At 58.1% G+C, this 15,467-nt stretch carries 9 protein-coding genes; all 9 read left to right on the top strand.

Translation table 11 applies throughout. The features are described from left to right. Positions 1 to 100: 100 nt before the first annotated feature. The 9 genes from K0A93_11805 (at position 101) to K0A93_11765 (ending at position 15,117) form a co-directional block, all read left to right on the top strand. Positions 101 to 2,647: a DEAD/DEAH box helicase family protein gene (locus K0A93_11805; protein MBW6512775.1), complete on the top strand. Its 2,547-nt coding sequence runs from the start codon at positions 101 to 103 to the stop codon at positions 2,645 to 2,647. Positions 2,648 to 2,850: 203 nt separating this feature from the next. Further along, positions 2,851 to 3,882, top strand: a complete 1,032-nt coding sequence (gene hrcA / locus K0A93_11800; GenBank protein ID MBW6512774.1) for a heat-inducible transcriptional repressor HrcA — start codon at positions 2,851 to 2,853, stop codon at positions 3,880 to 3,882. Between the two features lie 19 nt (positions 3,883 to 3,901). Continuing rightward, positions 3,902 to 4,495 (top strand): nucleotide exchange factor GrpE, encoded by a 594-nt coding sequence (gene grpE, locus K0A93_11795; protein ID MBW6512773.1) that lies wholly within the window; start codon positions 3,902 to 3,904, stop codon positions 4,493 to 4,495. Positions 4,496 to 4,574: 79 nt separating this feature from the next. Continuing rightward, positions 4,575 to 6,485, top strand: coding sequence for a molecular chaperone DnaK (gene dnaK, locus K0A93_11790; protein MBW6512772.1), 1,911 nt, complete (start codon positions 4,575 to 4,577; stop codon positions 6,483 to 6,485). Between the two features lie 125 nt (positions 6,486 to 6,610). Beyond that, the gene (gene dnaJ, locus K0A93_11785) at positions 6,611 to 7,723 is read left to right on the top strand and encodes a molecular chaperone DnaJ (GenBank protein MBW6512771.1); all 1,113 of its coding nucleotides are present in this window, start codon (positions 6,611 to 6,613) and stop codon (positions 7,721 to 7,723) included. Positions 7,724 to 7,813: 90 nt separating this feature from the next. Continuing rightward, on the top strand, positions 7,814 to 9,703 hold the full coding sequence (locus K0A93_11780) for a penicillin-binding protein activator (protein ID MBW6512770.1): 1,890 nt from the start codon (positions 7,814 to 7,816) through the stop codon (positions 9,701 to 9,703). 38 nt (positions 9,704 to 9,741) lie between these two features. Continuing rightward, complete coding sequence (locus tag K0A93_11775; protein ID MBW6512769.1) at positions 9,742 to 10,491, top strand: carboxypeptidase-like regulatory domain-containing protein; 750 nt, start codon at positions 9,742 to 9,744, stop codon at positions 10,489 to 10,491. Between the two features lie 291 nt (positions 10,492 to 10,782). After that, on the top strand, positions 10,783 to 11,982 hold the full coding sequence (locus K0A93_11770) for an efflux RND transporter periplasmic adaptor subunit (protein MBW6512768.1): 1,200 nt from the start codon (positions 10,783 to 10,785) through the stop codon (positions 11,980 to 11,982). Between the two features lie 3 nt (positions 11,983 to 11,985). Beyond that, positions 11,986 to 15,117, top strand: coding sequence for a multidrug efflux RND transporter permease subunit (locus tag K0A93_11765; protein MBW6512767.1), 3,132 nt, complete (start codon positions 11,986 to 11,988; stop codon positions 15,115 to 15,117). Positions 15,118 to 15,467: the final 350 nt, after the last annotated feature.

Below are 15,467 nucleotides of genomic sequence, written 5' to 3'. Positions count from 1 at the left end.
ATCATCGCGCCGATCTGCCGCGAGTCGCGGGTCGAGATGAGCGGCAAGACAACCGTTCTGTTCTTTCCTTTCGTCCCTCCTTCCCCTATAATGCCGCGCGATGAGCAATGTAACGATTGAAGATGATTACTCGACCGACGTGCGAGACGACATGCGGGCGGCGATTGCGGCGGCCGGTGGTAACGAGGTTTTTTTTCGCGGATTGACCGGTGCCGACCGCTTTGTGGTTGCGGTCGAAGTGCTGGCGCGCGGCAACGACGGCGCGGTTCCGGCTCTCACCCAACGCTGCCGTTACGGTGATGTGGTGATCCACAACCACCCCTCCGGCGGCCTCCAGCCCTCATCGGCCGACCTCTGTGTCGCGGGGAGCCTGGGGGAGTTGGGGATCGGCTTTCATATCGTCGATAATTCGGTTGAAAATATATACAAGGTGGTTGAGGCGTTCGACCGTCGGGAGACGCTGCGGATTGCTCCTGAGCGGATCAATGAACTGCTTGGTGCCGAGGGTCTTGTCGCCAGCCAGTTGGCGGGGTACGAAGATCGTCCCGAGCAGTTGCGGATGGCGTTCAACGTTGCCGAAGCGTTCAACCATGATCGTCTGGCGGTGATTGAGGCTGGCACCGGCACCGGAAAAAGTCTCGCCTATCTGGTTCCCGCCGTTCTCTGGGCACTCGCGAATGAAGAACGTATCGTCATCTCGACCAATACGATCAATCTCCAACAGCAGTTGATCAGCAAAGATATCCCCCTTTTGCAGCGCGCCAGTGGCCTCGAATTCCGCGCCGAACTGGTCAAGGGGCGCAACAATTATCTCTGCCGCCGTCGAGCGGCAACCGTGCAGCGCGAACCGACCCTTTTCGGCGGCGACGACGGCGGAGAACTGGCGACGATCTATGCCTGGGTCGACCAGACCGCCGACGGGTCGAAAGAAGATCTGCCGTTCGTGCCGAAGCCCGAGGTGTGGGAAGAGGTGCGCTGCGAAGTTGACCAGTGCCCGCGGGTCAAATGCGCCCATTATCAGCAGTGCTTCTTCCATCGTGCCCGGCGCCGCGCGGCGAACGCCAATATCCTGGTGGTCAATCATGCCCTGCTGCTGGCCGACCTGGCCCTGCGCCTGGAGACCGCCAATTATACCGCCGGTGCCGTACTCCCCCCCTTCGCGCGCATCATTCTCGATGAAGCACACCGTCTGGAGGATGTCGCGACCAGCTTCTTTTCCGCCGCGGTCTCGCGTTTCGCCTTTGCCCGCATCCTTAACCGTCTCAGCCACCAGCGCAAAGCCGAGCGCGGGCTGCTGCCGCTGTTGCACAAACAGCTCGGGGGGAATCTCGGGCAACATGCTGCAAAACAGTATCGCGAACTCAACGGGCGTATCGAACGTTTGCAGAGTGCGCGGTTGACCTTGCAGGAGAGTGCTGCGGGGGAGATCGAAGAACTCGGCCAGCTACTCTGCGGTGGCCACGGCAAGCATGTCTCCGCCGGGTTTGAGGTGAAGCAACGGCTGGTGCGCCCCTTTGTCGATGGCGACGACTGGCAGGAAATCAAGGCGCGGGTGCGTGAGCTGATGTCCCTGACGGGGGACCTGGCACGCGATCTGCGCGCCTTGATCAAGGCGGTCGAACTGCTGCCCGACGATGAGCTGGTTGCCAAAACGGCGGCCACCTGCACCGATCTGTTCGGCCTCGGTTTACGCCTTGACGGGCTGAGTGCGGATCTCGGCGCGTTCATCGGTGGCGACGACCAGGTGTGTTCCTGGTTTGAATGCCGCGAAGCGCGGATCGGTCGCGGGCGGGGGTTGATCACCCGGTTGTGCGCGGCCAACCTCGATGTTGCCGCGCAACTCAACAAAGCGCTTTACAGCCGTTTCAAGACGGTAGTCATGACCAGCGCGACACTCACCGTCGCCGGGTCGTTCACCTTTTTGCAGCGGCGGGTCGGTCTCGATCTGGCCGAAGCGAATCGCCTGAGCGAGCTGCTGCTCAACTCGCCGTTCGACTATGCCCGCCAGGCACTCCTCGCCGCACCGGCCGACATCCCCGAGCCGAATCGGCCCGGTTTTGCCGAAGCAGTGCGCGACCTCAGCGAGCGGGCGCTACTGCTGGCGGGCGGGCGGTCTTTCGTCCTCTTCACCGCCTACTCCCTGCTCGCGCGAGTTTACGGTGAGCTGGCACCACTGCTCGCCGCCCACGGTTATCGCTGTCTGCGTCAGGGGCAGGACAGTCGTCACCGCTTGTTACAACAGTTCACCGACGATCCGACCAGCGTGCTGTTTGCCACCGATTCGTTCTGGGAAGGGGTTGACGTGCCGGGGCGGGCACTGGAACAGGTGATTATTGCCCGCCTGCCGTTTAAGGTGCCGTCGGAGCCGATCCAGGAGGCGCGCGTCGAGGCGATCGAGCGTGCCGGCGGCGATCCGTTCATGGACTACTCGGTGCCGCAGGCGGTGATCAAGTTCAAGCAGGGGTTCGGGCGGCTGATTCGCAATAAGGAGGATCGTGGCGTCGTGCTGATTCTGGACAGCCGGGTGGTGCGCAAGGGCTATGGCCGGATGTTTCTGCGCTCGCTCCCCGGTGTCCCGGTGGCGTCTGGTACCAGCGCAGAAGTGTTCGCCAGGATCAGGGAGTTTTTTGCGACGGAAGAGCGGTGAGCGGGGGGCGGCAGAGCCTTTTTTTCAGCTGTCTTTCAGTGAACCGCAGCAGCGCATTTCGCGGCGCTCTTTTCTCCCCCCCCCCCACCCTTGACAACCCCGGAACCCGTTGTTATGTTGACACCATTGGCACTCCAATGATATGAGTGCCAAGTTTTGCTGTAGGCCGGGTTGCGACCGACTTGCTTTTTGGAGGAGTCATCATGTCTTCGCCGCTTAAAGAACGTCATCGCCTCATTCTTGTCGCGATCATCGAAACCTATATCGCTACCGCTCAGCCGGTCGGGTCGAAGGTTCTTGCCGCGCGCGATGACATCCCCTGGTCTGCGGCCTCGGTGCGCAACGTCATGGCCGAACTTGAATCGCTGGGGTATCTGCGCTCACCGCACACCTCTGCGGGACGGGTTCCGACAGAGAGCGCCTATCGCGTCTACGTGCAGAGTTTGCGCGGGGTGGCCGGTCTCGATGCCTCGGCCCGGTTGCGAATGTCGAACAGCTATCCTCATCCTGAATATCAGTCGGTAGAGGAAAAATTGCGGGCGGCCGGACGCCTGTTGTCTTCCCTGACACAATGTGCGGGGGTGGTCGTGGTGCCACGACTGGAGACGACCATCTTTCGGCAGATCAATTTTGTGCCGCTCCAGGGGCAGCGCATTCTGGCGATTTTTATCACCCAGTCGGGGTTGTTGCAGCAAAAGCTGATTGAGCTTGACAGGCCGTTGCAGCGCAGCGAGCTGGAACAGATGAGCAACTATTTGAACGCGACCCTGCGCGGGCTTAATATGCAGCAGGTCAAGTTGCGGATTGCCGCTGAAATGGCGGCCGAGCGCGCCCTCTACGATCACCTGCACGCGCAGGCTTTACAGTTGTCGAAAACGGTCTTGCGCGGGGATGGTTTTGAGCAGGTTATTATCGAGGGCACGGTTCAGATGTTCGATCAACCGGAATTTTCCGATGCCGACCGGATGAAACGGTTGCTGCACGCGTTTGAACAAAAAAGTCGTTTGATTGAAATGCTGGAGCAAAGTCAGGAATCTGCCGGAGTTCAGGTGGTGATCGGTGAGGATGGAGATTTTGCCGGGTGCAGTTTGATCTCTGCCCGCTATACTGGACGTGGCGGACCGAGCGGGACGCTCGGTGTGATCGGTCCGAACCGCATCGATTATTCACGCGTGATTCCAATGGTTGGCTACACCGCCCGCATGCTCGGGCGGGCACTCGATGATAAATCCTAAGTAAGGGGAATATGTTTTAATGAGCAAGAAGAAGACGCAACAAAACCAGGCGGAAACGTCCGCAGAGCACCAGGGGAACGACATGGATGGGGAAATAACTGCTGGCGAGATCAAGGCGCCTGCGGAAAACGCCCCGCCGACGCTGGAGGAACAGCTTGCTGCCAGTCGTAGCGAGGCTGAAGAGCACCGCGATCAATATTTACGGGCCTGTGCTGAGCTGGAAAATTTCCGCAAGCGCGCCCAACGTGAAAAGGAAGATATCTGTCGCTTTGCCAACGAAAAAATCTTGCGTGAAATGCTGCCGGTAATCGACAATCTCGGGCGCGCCATTGAGCATGCCGATGGCGAGGCCGCCGATTCCAAGGGGCTGATCGAGGGGATACAACTGACTCTTGATCAGTTTGCCAAGGTGCTCGACCAGTTCGGTGTCAAGGAGATTGCCGCACTCGGCGCGCCGTTTGACCCGGCTTTTCATGAGGCGATGGGGCAGATTGAAAGTGCCGAGCATCCGGTCAACTCGGTCGCGCAGGTCTTTCAAAAGGGCTATCTCCTTAACGAGCGTTTGTTGCGTCCGGCACTGGTGATGGTGGCCAAGGCGCCGACGGCTCATTAACCGAAAAGCACCGACACAGAATGACGACAGAGTAGTGTTAGCGATCTAAAAATCATACGACCAGGGAGGTTAGAGCATCATGGGTAAAGTTATCGGGATCGATTTGGGGACCACCAATTCGTGTGTGGCGGTCATGGAAGGCGGCGAGCCGGTTGTCATCGCCAATGCCGAGGGCGTGCGCACCACGCCGTCGATGGTGGCCTTTGCCGAAAGCGGTGAGCGTCTGGTTGGTCAGCAGGCCAAGCGTCAGGCGGTGACCAATCCGGAAAATACGTTGTTCGCTATCAAGCGGTTGATCGGACGCAAGTTCGATTCAGATGCCGTGCGGCGGGATATCGAAATCAGTCCGTTCAAGATTGTCAAAGCGGATAACGGCGACGCCTGGGTTTCAGCGCGCGACAAAAAATACAGCGCACCGGAAATCTCGGCGATGATTTTGCAGAAAATGAAGCAGACTGCCGAGGACTATCTTGGTGATAAAGTTACGGACGCTGTTATTACGGTCCCGGCCTATTTCAACGATTCGCAGCGCCAGGCAACCAAAGATGCCGGCAAAATCGCCGGTCTCAACGTGTTGCGGATTATTAACGAGCCGACCGCAGCGGCACTCGCCTACGGTCTTGACAAGAAGAAGGAAGAGAAAATTGCGGTTTTCGACTTGGGTGGCGGAACCTTCGACATCTCGATTCTGGAGCTGGGCGACGGTGTTTTTGAGGTCAAGTCGACCAATGGTGACACCTTTCTGGGCGGCGAGGATTTTGACCAGCGTATCATCGACTATATTGCCGATGAGTTCAAAAAAGAGCAGGGCATCGATCTGCGTAACGATAAGATGGCGTTGCAGCGGCTCAAAGAAGGCGCAGAAAAGGCCAAATGCGAACTGTCGAGTTCCGTTGAGACCGACATTAATCTGCCTTTCATCACCGCCGATCAGTCCGGCCCGAAACACCTCAATGTCAAGTTAACGCGCGCCAAGCTTGAAAGCATCTGCGCCGACCTGATCAATAGTTTGGTTGAACCGTGCAAAATTGCGCTCAAAGATGCCGGACTCAAGGCGGCGGAAGTCGATGAAGTGATCCTCGTCGGTGGCATGACCCGCATGCCGGCCGTGCAGAAGCGGGTTGAGGAAATCTTCGGCAAAGTCCCGAATAAAGGAGTCAACCCCGACGAAGTGGTCGCCATTGGTGCCGCAATTCAGGGGGGCGTGTTGACCGGGGATGTCAAGGACGTGCTGTTGCTCGACGTGACCCCGTTGTCACTTGGCATTGAAACCCTCGGCAGCGTCATGACCAAGCTGATCGAGAAGAACACCACCATCCCGTGCAAAAAAAGTCAGGTGTTTTCGACTGCGGCGGACAATCAACCGGCAGTGTCAGTGCACGTCCTGCAGGGCGAGCGCGAAATGGCGGCGGATAACAAGACGATTGGTCGCTTTGAACTGGGCGATATCCCGGTCGCGCCGCGCGGCGTTCCGCAAATTGAAGTGACCTTTGACATTGACGCCAACGGCATCCTGCATGTTGCCGCCAAAGATCTCGGCACCGGCAAGGAGCAATCGATACGCATTACCGCTTCGAGTGGATTATCTGAAGAAGAAATCGCCAAGATGGTCAATGATGCTGAAGCGCATGCGAGTGAAGACAAGGCGAAACGCGAGTTGATCGAAGCGAAAAATCAGGCTGACAGTCTGGTTTATTCAACCGAAAAAACCCTCAAAGAGCACGCCGAGAAGGTTGATGAAGAGACCAAAAAGAAGATTGAGGTGGCACTCGAAGAACTGAAAACAGAAATTGCCAGTGACAGTCTTGACGGGATCAAAACCAAGACCGAAGCTCTGGCCCATGTATCGCACAAGCTGGCGGAGGCAATGTACGCCGAAGCGCAAAAAGCAGCGTCGACGGGCGAAGGCGAAGCTGCCGCTGACGGTGCCGGAGATGATGGTGTCGTTGACGCCGAATTCGAGGAGGTTGACGAGCAGGAGAAGAAGTAGTTTTTCCCCTGCACTTGTCGGAGATTACCAGTGAACAACGGGCGGCCACACCATTGAAAAGTCGGTCGCCCGTTGTTTTTACCTTGACCAATGCCGGACCGGGTCGAGGGTGAAGGACATACGCTTTGTCGAAACGCGATTATTACGAAATTCTCGAAGTGAACCGCAACGCCGGTGAAACGGAGATCAAAAAGGCCTACCGCAAGCTCGCTTTGCAGTACCACCCGGATAAAAACCCGGGGAACAAGGCTGCCGAGGAAAAATTCAAGGAGCTGACCGAGGCCTATGCGGTTCTCTCCGACCGGCAGAAACGGGCCAACTATGACCAGTTCGGCCATGCCGGGGTTGATGGCGGTGGATTTTCAGGCGGTGGTTTTGATTTTGGCGGCAGTCCGTTTGAAGATATTTTTGGCGACATCTTTGGTGACATCTTCGGTGGCGGAGGGGCGCGGCGCAGTCGCGGGCGGCGTGGAGACGACCTGCGTTTCAATCTGACGATCAGCTTTGAGGAAGCCGCTTTCGGCAAAGAGACCAAGATCCAGATCCCCCGGCGTCAGCCCTGTCAGGAGTGCTCCGGGTCAGGTGCACGCAAGGGGACCACGGCAACCACCTGCGGAACGTGTCGCGGCGCTGGTCAGGTCCGTTATCAGCAAGGGTTTTTCTCTCTGACGCGCCCTTGCCCCGACTGTGGAGGCAGCGGAAAGGTGATCAAAGATCCCTGCTCCGCATGCCATGGAGAGGGGCAAATCAAAGCCAAGCAAACCCTTTCGTTAAAAATTCCCGCCGGGGTCGAAACCGGCAGTCGTCTCAAATTGACCGGCGAAGGGGATGCCGGTAGCGGGGGAGGCCCGGCCGGTGATCTTTACGTGGTGTTGAGTGTTGACGAACACCCGATCTTCAAGCGCGAAGGGCAGGATGTGCTCTGTGAATTACCGATCAACTTTACGCAGGCGGCTCTCGGCGCGGAATTTGAGGTGCCGACGCTGGAAGGCAAGGTGCGGCTTAAAGTCCCGGCCGGAACCCAGTCGGGAAAAGTTTTCAGGCTCAATGGCAAAGGGATTGCCAGTCTGCGCGGTTATGGCCGCGGCGATCAACTGGTGGTGGTGACCGTCGAAACACCGACGCAATTGACGAGTCGTCAGAAGGAGCTGCTCGAAGAGTTTGCCCGCGAAAGCGGGGAAGATGTCAATCCGCTCGGCAAGAGTTTTTTCGATAAAGTCAAAGAACTGTTTGAATAGCTCCCCGAATTTGTGGATAATCAGCGGTCAATGAATTTTGCGTGGTGCTGGCGGTAGCTGCCCATTTTGTGCTGGGGGCGGGAGGATGTGATGAAACGGATTTTTCTCGGAATCCTGCTGGGGTTCATGTTCCTTTGCGGGCTCGTCCCGCTTCCGGTTGCCGCACTCGACAATAATGCTTCGTCCGCTATTTCTGTGCGCCGGGGGATCGATCTTTATCATGCCGGGCAGCCGCAACAGGCCCTGGCATTCTTTAATAATTTCATCGTCAATCATTACGACTCGCCCCTGCTCGGGGAAGCGTATCTCTATCTTTCCCGTATCTTGCTTGACCAGAATGATGGTGAACAGGCGCTGCGATATCTGCGCCAGTTGCCCGCTAGCGGGCGTAACGCTACGACGCAGCTGCTTGAAGGCCGGGCGCTGCTCAGTAGCGGAGCGGCTGACGAAGGTGCTGCGCTGCTGTTGGCGCTCGATCCGTCATCGTTGAGCGCTGCTGACCGCCTGCAACGTCTGACCGCGCTGGCCTCTGTTCGGGTCAGCCAGGCGCGTGATCTGGAAGCCCTTTATTTTCTTAACCAGGCGCTTGCCGAGGCGCAGACCTTGCGGCGCGATCAATTGCTTCAGGATGCCGAGCGGATCCTCGGCCAACTCGACGCCCCGGAACTGGCGGAGGCGACCTTGCTCTACCAGGGGACGGCGATCGGTCAGGGGGCGCTCTGGCAACTGGCTGATCGTGCCGCCGCCACCGGGCGTGCGGAGGAGGCTCTGAGCCGCCTGAACAGTTTGATCAACGACCCCACACCCTTTTTACATCGCCCTGACGCCGTGACCCTGTGGGAACAACTTAGTGGCAAAACCTGGCAACGGCGAACGGTCGGGGCCGTGTTGCCGCTGACCGGTCGTTTCGGGCCATTCGGCAATCAGGTTAAGCGTGGGATGGAGCTGGCGCTGGCGCTGCACAATGCCCAGAATCAGCCAATCGACATTCTTTTTCGGGACAGTGCCGGAGAGGCGCTCCGCGCTGAACAGGCGGTTGCCCAACTGGCCAACGAAGAACGGGTTCTCGCCATTGCCGGGCCATTGACCGGGCAGGGTGCGGTGAATGCGGCCCGCTTGGCGCAACACGAGCGGACGCCGTTGCTGACCCTCTCCCAGCGTGACGGGTTGCCCGACATCGGCGAGTATGTGTTTCGCAACGCCCTGACCAATCGCCAGCAGGTAAAGGCGCTGGTGCACTATGCCATAGAGCAGGGCAAGAAGTCCTTCGCTGTGCTGGCCCCCGACAGTCCCTTCGGTCACAAAATGGCTCAACTTTTTGCTGAAGAGGCGTTGTTGTCTAACGGCCTGGTAATCGCGAGCGAATTTTATCTCCCCGAAGCGACCACCTTTGATCGGGAGATCAAGCGTCTGATGGGGGTTGACCCAAATCGCCACAAGGACGAGATCAGCCCTGCAGAAAAAGAAGCGACTGAGCTGGCCGACCTCTTCTATCCCGAGTTGCCCTCGGTTGATTTTGATGCCCTGTTTATTCCCGACTACGCCGCGCGAATCGGCCTGGTGGCACCGCAGGTTGTTTATTACGGGATTGATGATGTTCAGTTGCTCGGTATCAATGGCTGGAATTCACCCGATCTGACCCGTCTGGCCGGGCAGTTTGTTGAGGGGGCGGTATTTGTCGACGGCTTTTTCCGCTACAGTCCCTATCCTTTTGTGCAAGAGTTTGTCGAGTGTTTTTACACGCGTTACAATGAAGAACCGCAGCTCCTTGAAGCGTTGGGATTTGATGCGGCGGGAATCATTCTGGCGCTTTTGGCGAGCCCCGAGATAACGACTCGCGACCAGCTGCGCCTGGCGTTGTTGCAACTTGCAAACTATCCCGGCGTTACCGGAGCAACTAGCTTTACCCTGAATGGTGACGTTGACAAAGTGCTTTTTCTGCTTCAGGTGCAGAATGGCAACATCGTGCAAATCAATTGAGCATGCCAGTACAAACCGGCCGCCTGACGTGCCTGCTCATGGCTCTGCTGTTCAGCGCGGGGTGCGTCGCCGCGCCGCGCAAGGCCACGCCGCTTACCGATGAAGTTGGCACCACCGGGGTGCGTGGCCAGGTTCTTGATCCAGCTGGAGAAGTATTGCCAGGTGCCTACGTTTATGCCTATCGCAGCGCGCGTGGCGGTCTGCGCGGACCAGCTGATTTTGCCGCAGCGGTTGACCCCCAGGGTCACTACTTCCTTGATCTGGTCGAAGGAACCTACCATCTCACCGCGCGATGGCGCAAAACCGGGGCGGATGAAGGACCACCGCGCGCCGGTGACGCGTGGGCGCTCTTTCCGCACAATCCGGTGATTGTACGCCCCGGTTACACCGCGCGTGCGGATTTTGTGTTGCGCACCCAACAGCGTACGCAAATTGCCCGTGAGGGGAGTCTGGCCAGTGGTGACACCGGCTTCCGGGGACGGTTGGTCGCTGGCGATGGCACGCCGCTGGCGGGGGCATTTGTCCTTGCCTACCGCAATGCCGATTTTCGCCGGATCCCCGATTACACGTCACTCCCGGCGGATGCCGGGGGGAACTTCACGCTCTACCTTCCCACCGCCGGTTCCTGGTGCCTGGCGGCGCGCACCGTGACACGCGGCCAGCCGCGTCGCGGTGCGCCGTACGGTCGTCTCGGCGCGGGAGAAGCCGCCTGCCGTCAGCTCGTTCAGGGCGAGATCAGCGATGTCGGCACCATTGTTCTGACGCCGTACCACCCGGCAGCGGATTGACCATTGCGGGGCGATCCCGGTGAGGCGCTATGCACGGTTCCCGCCCCCCCCCCCTCCTTTCGGTTTTATGCCCCTCGTTTTACACCTGAAAATCCACATTTAAGACTATCAATAAAACACAGTTTTGCTTGATCATTTTCTGGACAAATGTTAGATATCGGCAGATAGCATTTGCAGGAATAAAACATCAAATGTGTTTAAATAACATGATTAATAAAACGCTGTTTAAATATGCCTGTAAGCGGACGCCAAAGGCAATCACACTTTCTTTGTTTATGGAGTATTAAAATCATGCAGCATCCCCCTGTCACACGCAATATATCGTCCGGTTTTACGTTGCCCGGTTTGTGCCGGGGCCAGCGTCGGGAGCTGAGTGCGAGTGCTTTGCTCGCGATTCTCCTCGCGGTTACGGTAATGCTTCCGGTGCGAGCCAGTGCCGCACCTGCCGGACCGCCGCCAGCGGTGACGGTTATTACGGTGACGGAACAAAATGTCAACCCGGTGACGGAATATGTGGGACATGTCGAAGCGATACAGGCTGTCGATCTCCAGTCGCGCGTTAGTGGATTTATTGAAAAAATATACTTCAGGGAGGGCAGCCAGGTCCGCGCCGGTGAGCTGCTTTATCTGATTGAACCGGCCCGCTACCGGATGCAGGTTGCTGTCAACAGGGCGCGCGTCGTCAAGGCGCAGGCGGTAGTCAAAGAAACCCTCCGCCTTTTGCGGCGGTTTGAAGCGATGTCCTCCGGCGCGATACCGGTCACCGACCTTGAAGCCGCAGAGGCGAGTGCGGAGCGGGCGCAGGCAGAATTGCAAGAAGCTCAAGCACTGCTCGACCTTGCCCAGATTGATCTCGATTATACGCGTATCAGCGCCCCGATCAGTGGGCGCATCGGTGCAACGCGTCTGAGTGTCGGTAATCTGTGCGCGCCGACCTCCGCGCCCCTGGCACGGATTGTTCAGCTCGATCCGATCCGGGTCGTTTTTTCAATCAGTGAAAATGAGCTTTCGGTCGTGCAGCTGGCGCAGGCGGATGCCGCGAACGAGAAAAGTAGCGGGGTGATGCGCCCCCGACTGAAGCTGCCAGACGGGACGTTGGCGGAAAACGTCGGGCGCATCGACTTCGTGGATAACCGGGTCGACCCGAGCACCGGCACCGTTGCGGTGCGCGTTCGCTTTGCTAATCCTGACGGTCTGCTGCTGCCGGGACAGTATGTCAAGCTGGTTGCCGGTCAGACGGCAGAAAAGATGCTCCCGGTGATCCCGCAAGGAGCGGTGCTTGAGGATCGCGAGGGACGTTATCTGCTGCTGGTGGACGGGGACAACAAGGTGGTGCAGCGACGGATAGTTACCGGAGCCACCGTCGATTATTTATGGGCGGTTGAGAGTGGTTTGGCCGCTGGCGAGAGGGTCATCGTAGAGGGGCTCCAGAAAGTGAAACCGGGGCAGTTGGTGTCGATCGGCGGCGCTCCTTCCGCGCCGGTGCACTGAGCCATGATCTCACGTATTTTTATTACCCGCCCGCGCCTGGCGGTGGTGGTATCAATCTTCATCACCCTGGCCGGTCTGATCGCCATGTTCAATATTCCGGTGGCGCAATATCCCAAAATTACCCCGCCAGAAATCAGGGTCAGCGCCAGCTACCCCGGAGCCAACGCCGAAGTTTTGGCACGCAGCGTCGCAACGACGATTGAGGCGGAAGTCAATGGCGTGGAAAATATGCTCTACATGGCTTCGTCCTGTTCAAATACCGGTTTGTACAGTTTGAGCGTGACGTTCGAAGTTGGTACCGATACCGATATCGCCCAGGTCAATCTTCAAAATCGGGTTCAGGCGGCGATTGCCAAACTGCCTCAGGAGGTCGTTGACCAGGGGGTTATCGTGCGCAAGGGCTCGGCGGATATGCTCGGGGCGATCAGTTTTTTTTCGCCAGATGAATCGCGCGACAAACTGTTTTTGAGCAACTACGTGAGCAGCACGATCAAGGATGCGGTGGTGCGCCTGGAAGGGGTCAGCGACATCAATATCTTTGGCGAGCTTGAATACAGCATGCGCCTCTGGATGGACGCGGCACGCATGACCGCCTTGGGGCTGACCGCCGAGGACCTGATCAGCGCCGTTCGTCGCCAGAATATTCAGGCCGCTGTCGGTTCGATCGGCGCGGAACCCGCAGCTAGCGGGCAACAGCGTCAATATACGCTGGTTGCTCAGGGGCGGCTGAAGAGCGTTGCCGAGTTTGAAAATATCATCATCCGTTCCAATAACGAGGGCGGGTTGGTACGGGTCAAAGACGTAGCAACCGTTGAGCTGGGCGCCAAGACGTACAGCACCCGCTCCATTCTTAACGGGGGAGCAGCGGTCACGCTGGCTATTTACGGTTCCCCCAGCGCCAATGCTCTGGCCACCATGCGCAGCGTCAATGCCGAGCTGGCGCAACTGGCCAGGGCGCAGCCGAGCGGCGTGCAGTATCAGACCATCTACGACTCGACCAGATATATCGCGGCGGCGATTCATGAAATGGTCTGGACCCTCTTTATGACCTTCCTGCTGGTGGTTGCCGTTACCTACGTGTTTCTGCAGGATTGGCGTTCAACGCTGGTGCCGACGGTGACTATTCCGGTTTCGCTGATCGGCACCTTTGCCGTTCTGCTGGCGCTTGGGTACAATGCCAATACCATCTCCCTCTTTGCCCTGATCATGTCGATCGGACTGGTGGTGGACGATGCCATCGTGGTGGTGGAAAACGTCTATCGGGTGATGCACGACGAGGGGTTGAGCCCCGCCGCCGCGGCGCAGAAAGCGATGAGGCAGGTTACCGGGCCGATCATTGCCACGACCCTGGTGTTGTTTGCGGTCTTTATTCCGGTCGCCTTTCTCCCCGGCATCACCGGACAGCTCTACAAACAGTTTGCCGTGACCATCTGCACCGCCGTGGTTATTTCGGCGATCTGCGCTTTGACGTTGAGTCCCGCGCTCTGCGCGGTATTACTGAAAAAGTCGCGTCCGGTCAAATTTCTGCCGTTGGTCTGGTTCAATCAGGCGCTGCTCAGAGCGCGCAGAGGCTATGTTGCCGGTTCAAGCTGGTTGATCCGCTGGAAATCAGTCGCCTTGCTGGCCCTGCTCCTGGTGACCGCTGGAAGCTATGCGCTGTTTCTCGACCGACCGACCAGTTTTCTGCCGCAAGAGGATCAGGGGATCATCTACCTTAACCTGCAATTGCCCGAGGCGGCGGCTATGAGTCGCACCGATCAGGTGATGCGGCAGGTAACGGATGAACTGCGGCAGATTAAAGGGATTGACAGCGTTCTCGGCGTCAGCGGCTTCAGTCTGCTCAGCGGTCGGGGGGATAATGTCGGTTTTGGCCTGGTCATTCTGTCTCCCTGGGATCAGCGCCCCGGCCTGCATGTCGATACCGTGCTCAAAAAAGTCCAACAGCAACTGGCGACGATCCCCTCGGCCAATATTCGGGCCTTCACGCCGCCGCCGATTCGCGGTCTGGGGCGAACCGGCGGCTTTGATTTTCGACTGCAAACCCTTACCGAACGGTCGCCCCAGGAATTTGTCGCTGCGGCACAGGGGTTGGTGGTGGCGGCCAACCAGGATCCGGCGCTGAGTCGGGTGTTCAGCACAACGACTGCTGACACCCCGCAACTCGCGCTGACGATCGACCGTAACCGGGCCGCAACGCTCAAGGTCCCGATCAGTACGATCTTTGCAACGTTGCAAGCACAGCTTGGCGGGCGCTATGTCAACGACTTTAACCTGGCCAACCGGGGGTATCAGGTCAAGGTCCAGGCGGTGAGTGCGCAGCGTGACGCGATTGACGATATCAGCCGTCTCTACGTGCGCAGCAGTACCGGGCAGATGGTGCCGCTGACCAGCCTGGTCACGGTGTCGACAGAGTTGGGTCCGCAGACGGTGGATCGCTATAACCAGCGCAACAGTATCAAGCTCAGCGGGAATGCGGCGGCAGGATACAGCTCCGGTGAGGCGATGGCGGCGATGGCGCGGGTTGCCGAGGCAACATTGCCGGAGGGGTATAGCTTCGACTGGTCCGGGATGTCTTATCAGGAGCGCAAAAGCAGTGGGCAGGTGATCATCCTCTTTGTGCTGGCTCTGCTTTTTGCCTATTTGTTTCTGGTCGGGCAGTATGAAAGCTGGAATATTCCCATTTCCATCGTCGTTTCGGTGCCGGTGGCGACCCTGGGGGCACTGCTCGGATTGTGGCTGACGGGCGGCAGCCTCAGTATCTACGCCCAGATCGGGTTGGTGCTGCTGGTCGGTCTGGCGTGTAAAAATGCCATCCTGATCGTCGAGTTTGCCCAGTCGCGGCGCGAAGAGGGGTTGTCGATCGCAGCTGCCGCAGTCGATGGCGGGCGCATCCGTTTTCGTCCGGTATTGATGACTTCCTTCACCTTCATTATCGGGCTGGTGCCGATGGTGGTTGCCACCGGTGCTGGTGCGGGAAGCCGCCAGGCCATCGGCATCACCGTTTTCAGCGGCATGTTGAGCACCACCTTGTTCGGGATTTTCCTGATTCCGGTGCTTTATTATTTGTTTCAATCAGCGCGTGAAAAGGGGAGCGCATGGCGGCAGCGGATGTGGGAGAGGAACGACGGCGGTTGAACAGTACGGTTCAATCACTCGATATTGTTTTACTCTTCTTCCGAAGAAAAGGAAGTTTCAGCTCGCTGCTTTACAATGAAGGGGAAATCATCTACATTCTTGGAGTTATTCAGGTTTTCTGTTTGAAGGTTGCAGAGCTGTGTGTTTTAAATTGGCCTTGCGATTATTCCCTAAATCAACACAACAACGAGCCACCATGACCTCCAAATACGAACGTTACTCCAAAGAAGAACTGGTCCGCATCATCGAGGAACGCGACCGCAAGCCGAAGTTCGGGCTGGTCTGGGAGCGGGACGAGATCGACCACGACCGCTCGCTGAATCAGGACTTCATCGCCCTCGACCTGCTCC

The sequence above is a fragment of the Desulfuromonadaceae bacterium genome (assembly GCA_019429445.1).
Lineage (GTDB): Bacteria > Desulfobacterota > Desulfuromonadia > Desulfuromonadales > JAHYIW01 > JAHYIW01.
The sequence above is the reverse complement of the archived record's forward strand: the minus strand, read 5'-3'. Positions and strand labels throughout refer to the sequence as shown.

Excerpts from the sequence above, each read along its gene's own strand:
- dnaK (MBW6512772.1), top strand. The coding sequence starts at position 4,575 with ATGGGTAAAGTTATCGGGATCGATTTGGGGACCACCAATTCGTGTGTG.
- K0A93_11805 (MBW6512775.1), top strand. The coding sequence starts at position 101 with ATGAGCAATGTAACGATTGAAGATGATTACTCGACCGACGTGCGAGAC.
- K0A93_11775 (MBW6512769.1), top strand. The coding sequence starts at position 9,742 with ATGGCTCTGCTGTTCAGCGCGGGGTGCGTCGCCGCGCCGCGCAAGGCC.
- grpE (MBW6512773.1), top strand. The coding sequence starts at position 3,902 with ATGAGCAAGAAGAAGACGCAACAAAACCAGGCGGAAACGTCCGCAGAG.
- hrcA (MBW6512774.1), top strand. The coding sequence starts at position 2,851 with ATGTCTTCGCCGCTTAAAGAACGTCATCGCCTCATTCTTGTCGCGATC.
- K0A93_11780 (MBW6512770.1), top strand. The coding sequence starts at position 7,814 with ATGAAACGGATTTTTCTCGGAATCCTGCTGGGGTTCATGTTCCTTTGC.
- K0A93_11770 (MBW6512768.1), top strand. The coding sequence starts at position 10,783 with ATGCAGCATCCCCCTGTCACACGCAATATATCGTCCGGTTTTACGTTG.
- K0A93_11765 (MBW6512767.1), top strand. The coding sequence starts at position 11,986 with ATGATCTCACGTATTTTTATTACCCGCCCGCGCCTGGCGGTGGTGGTA.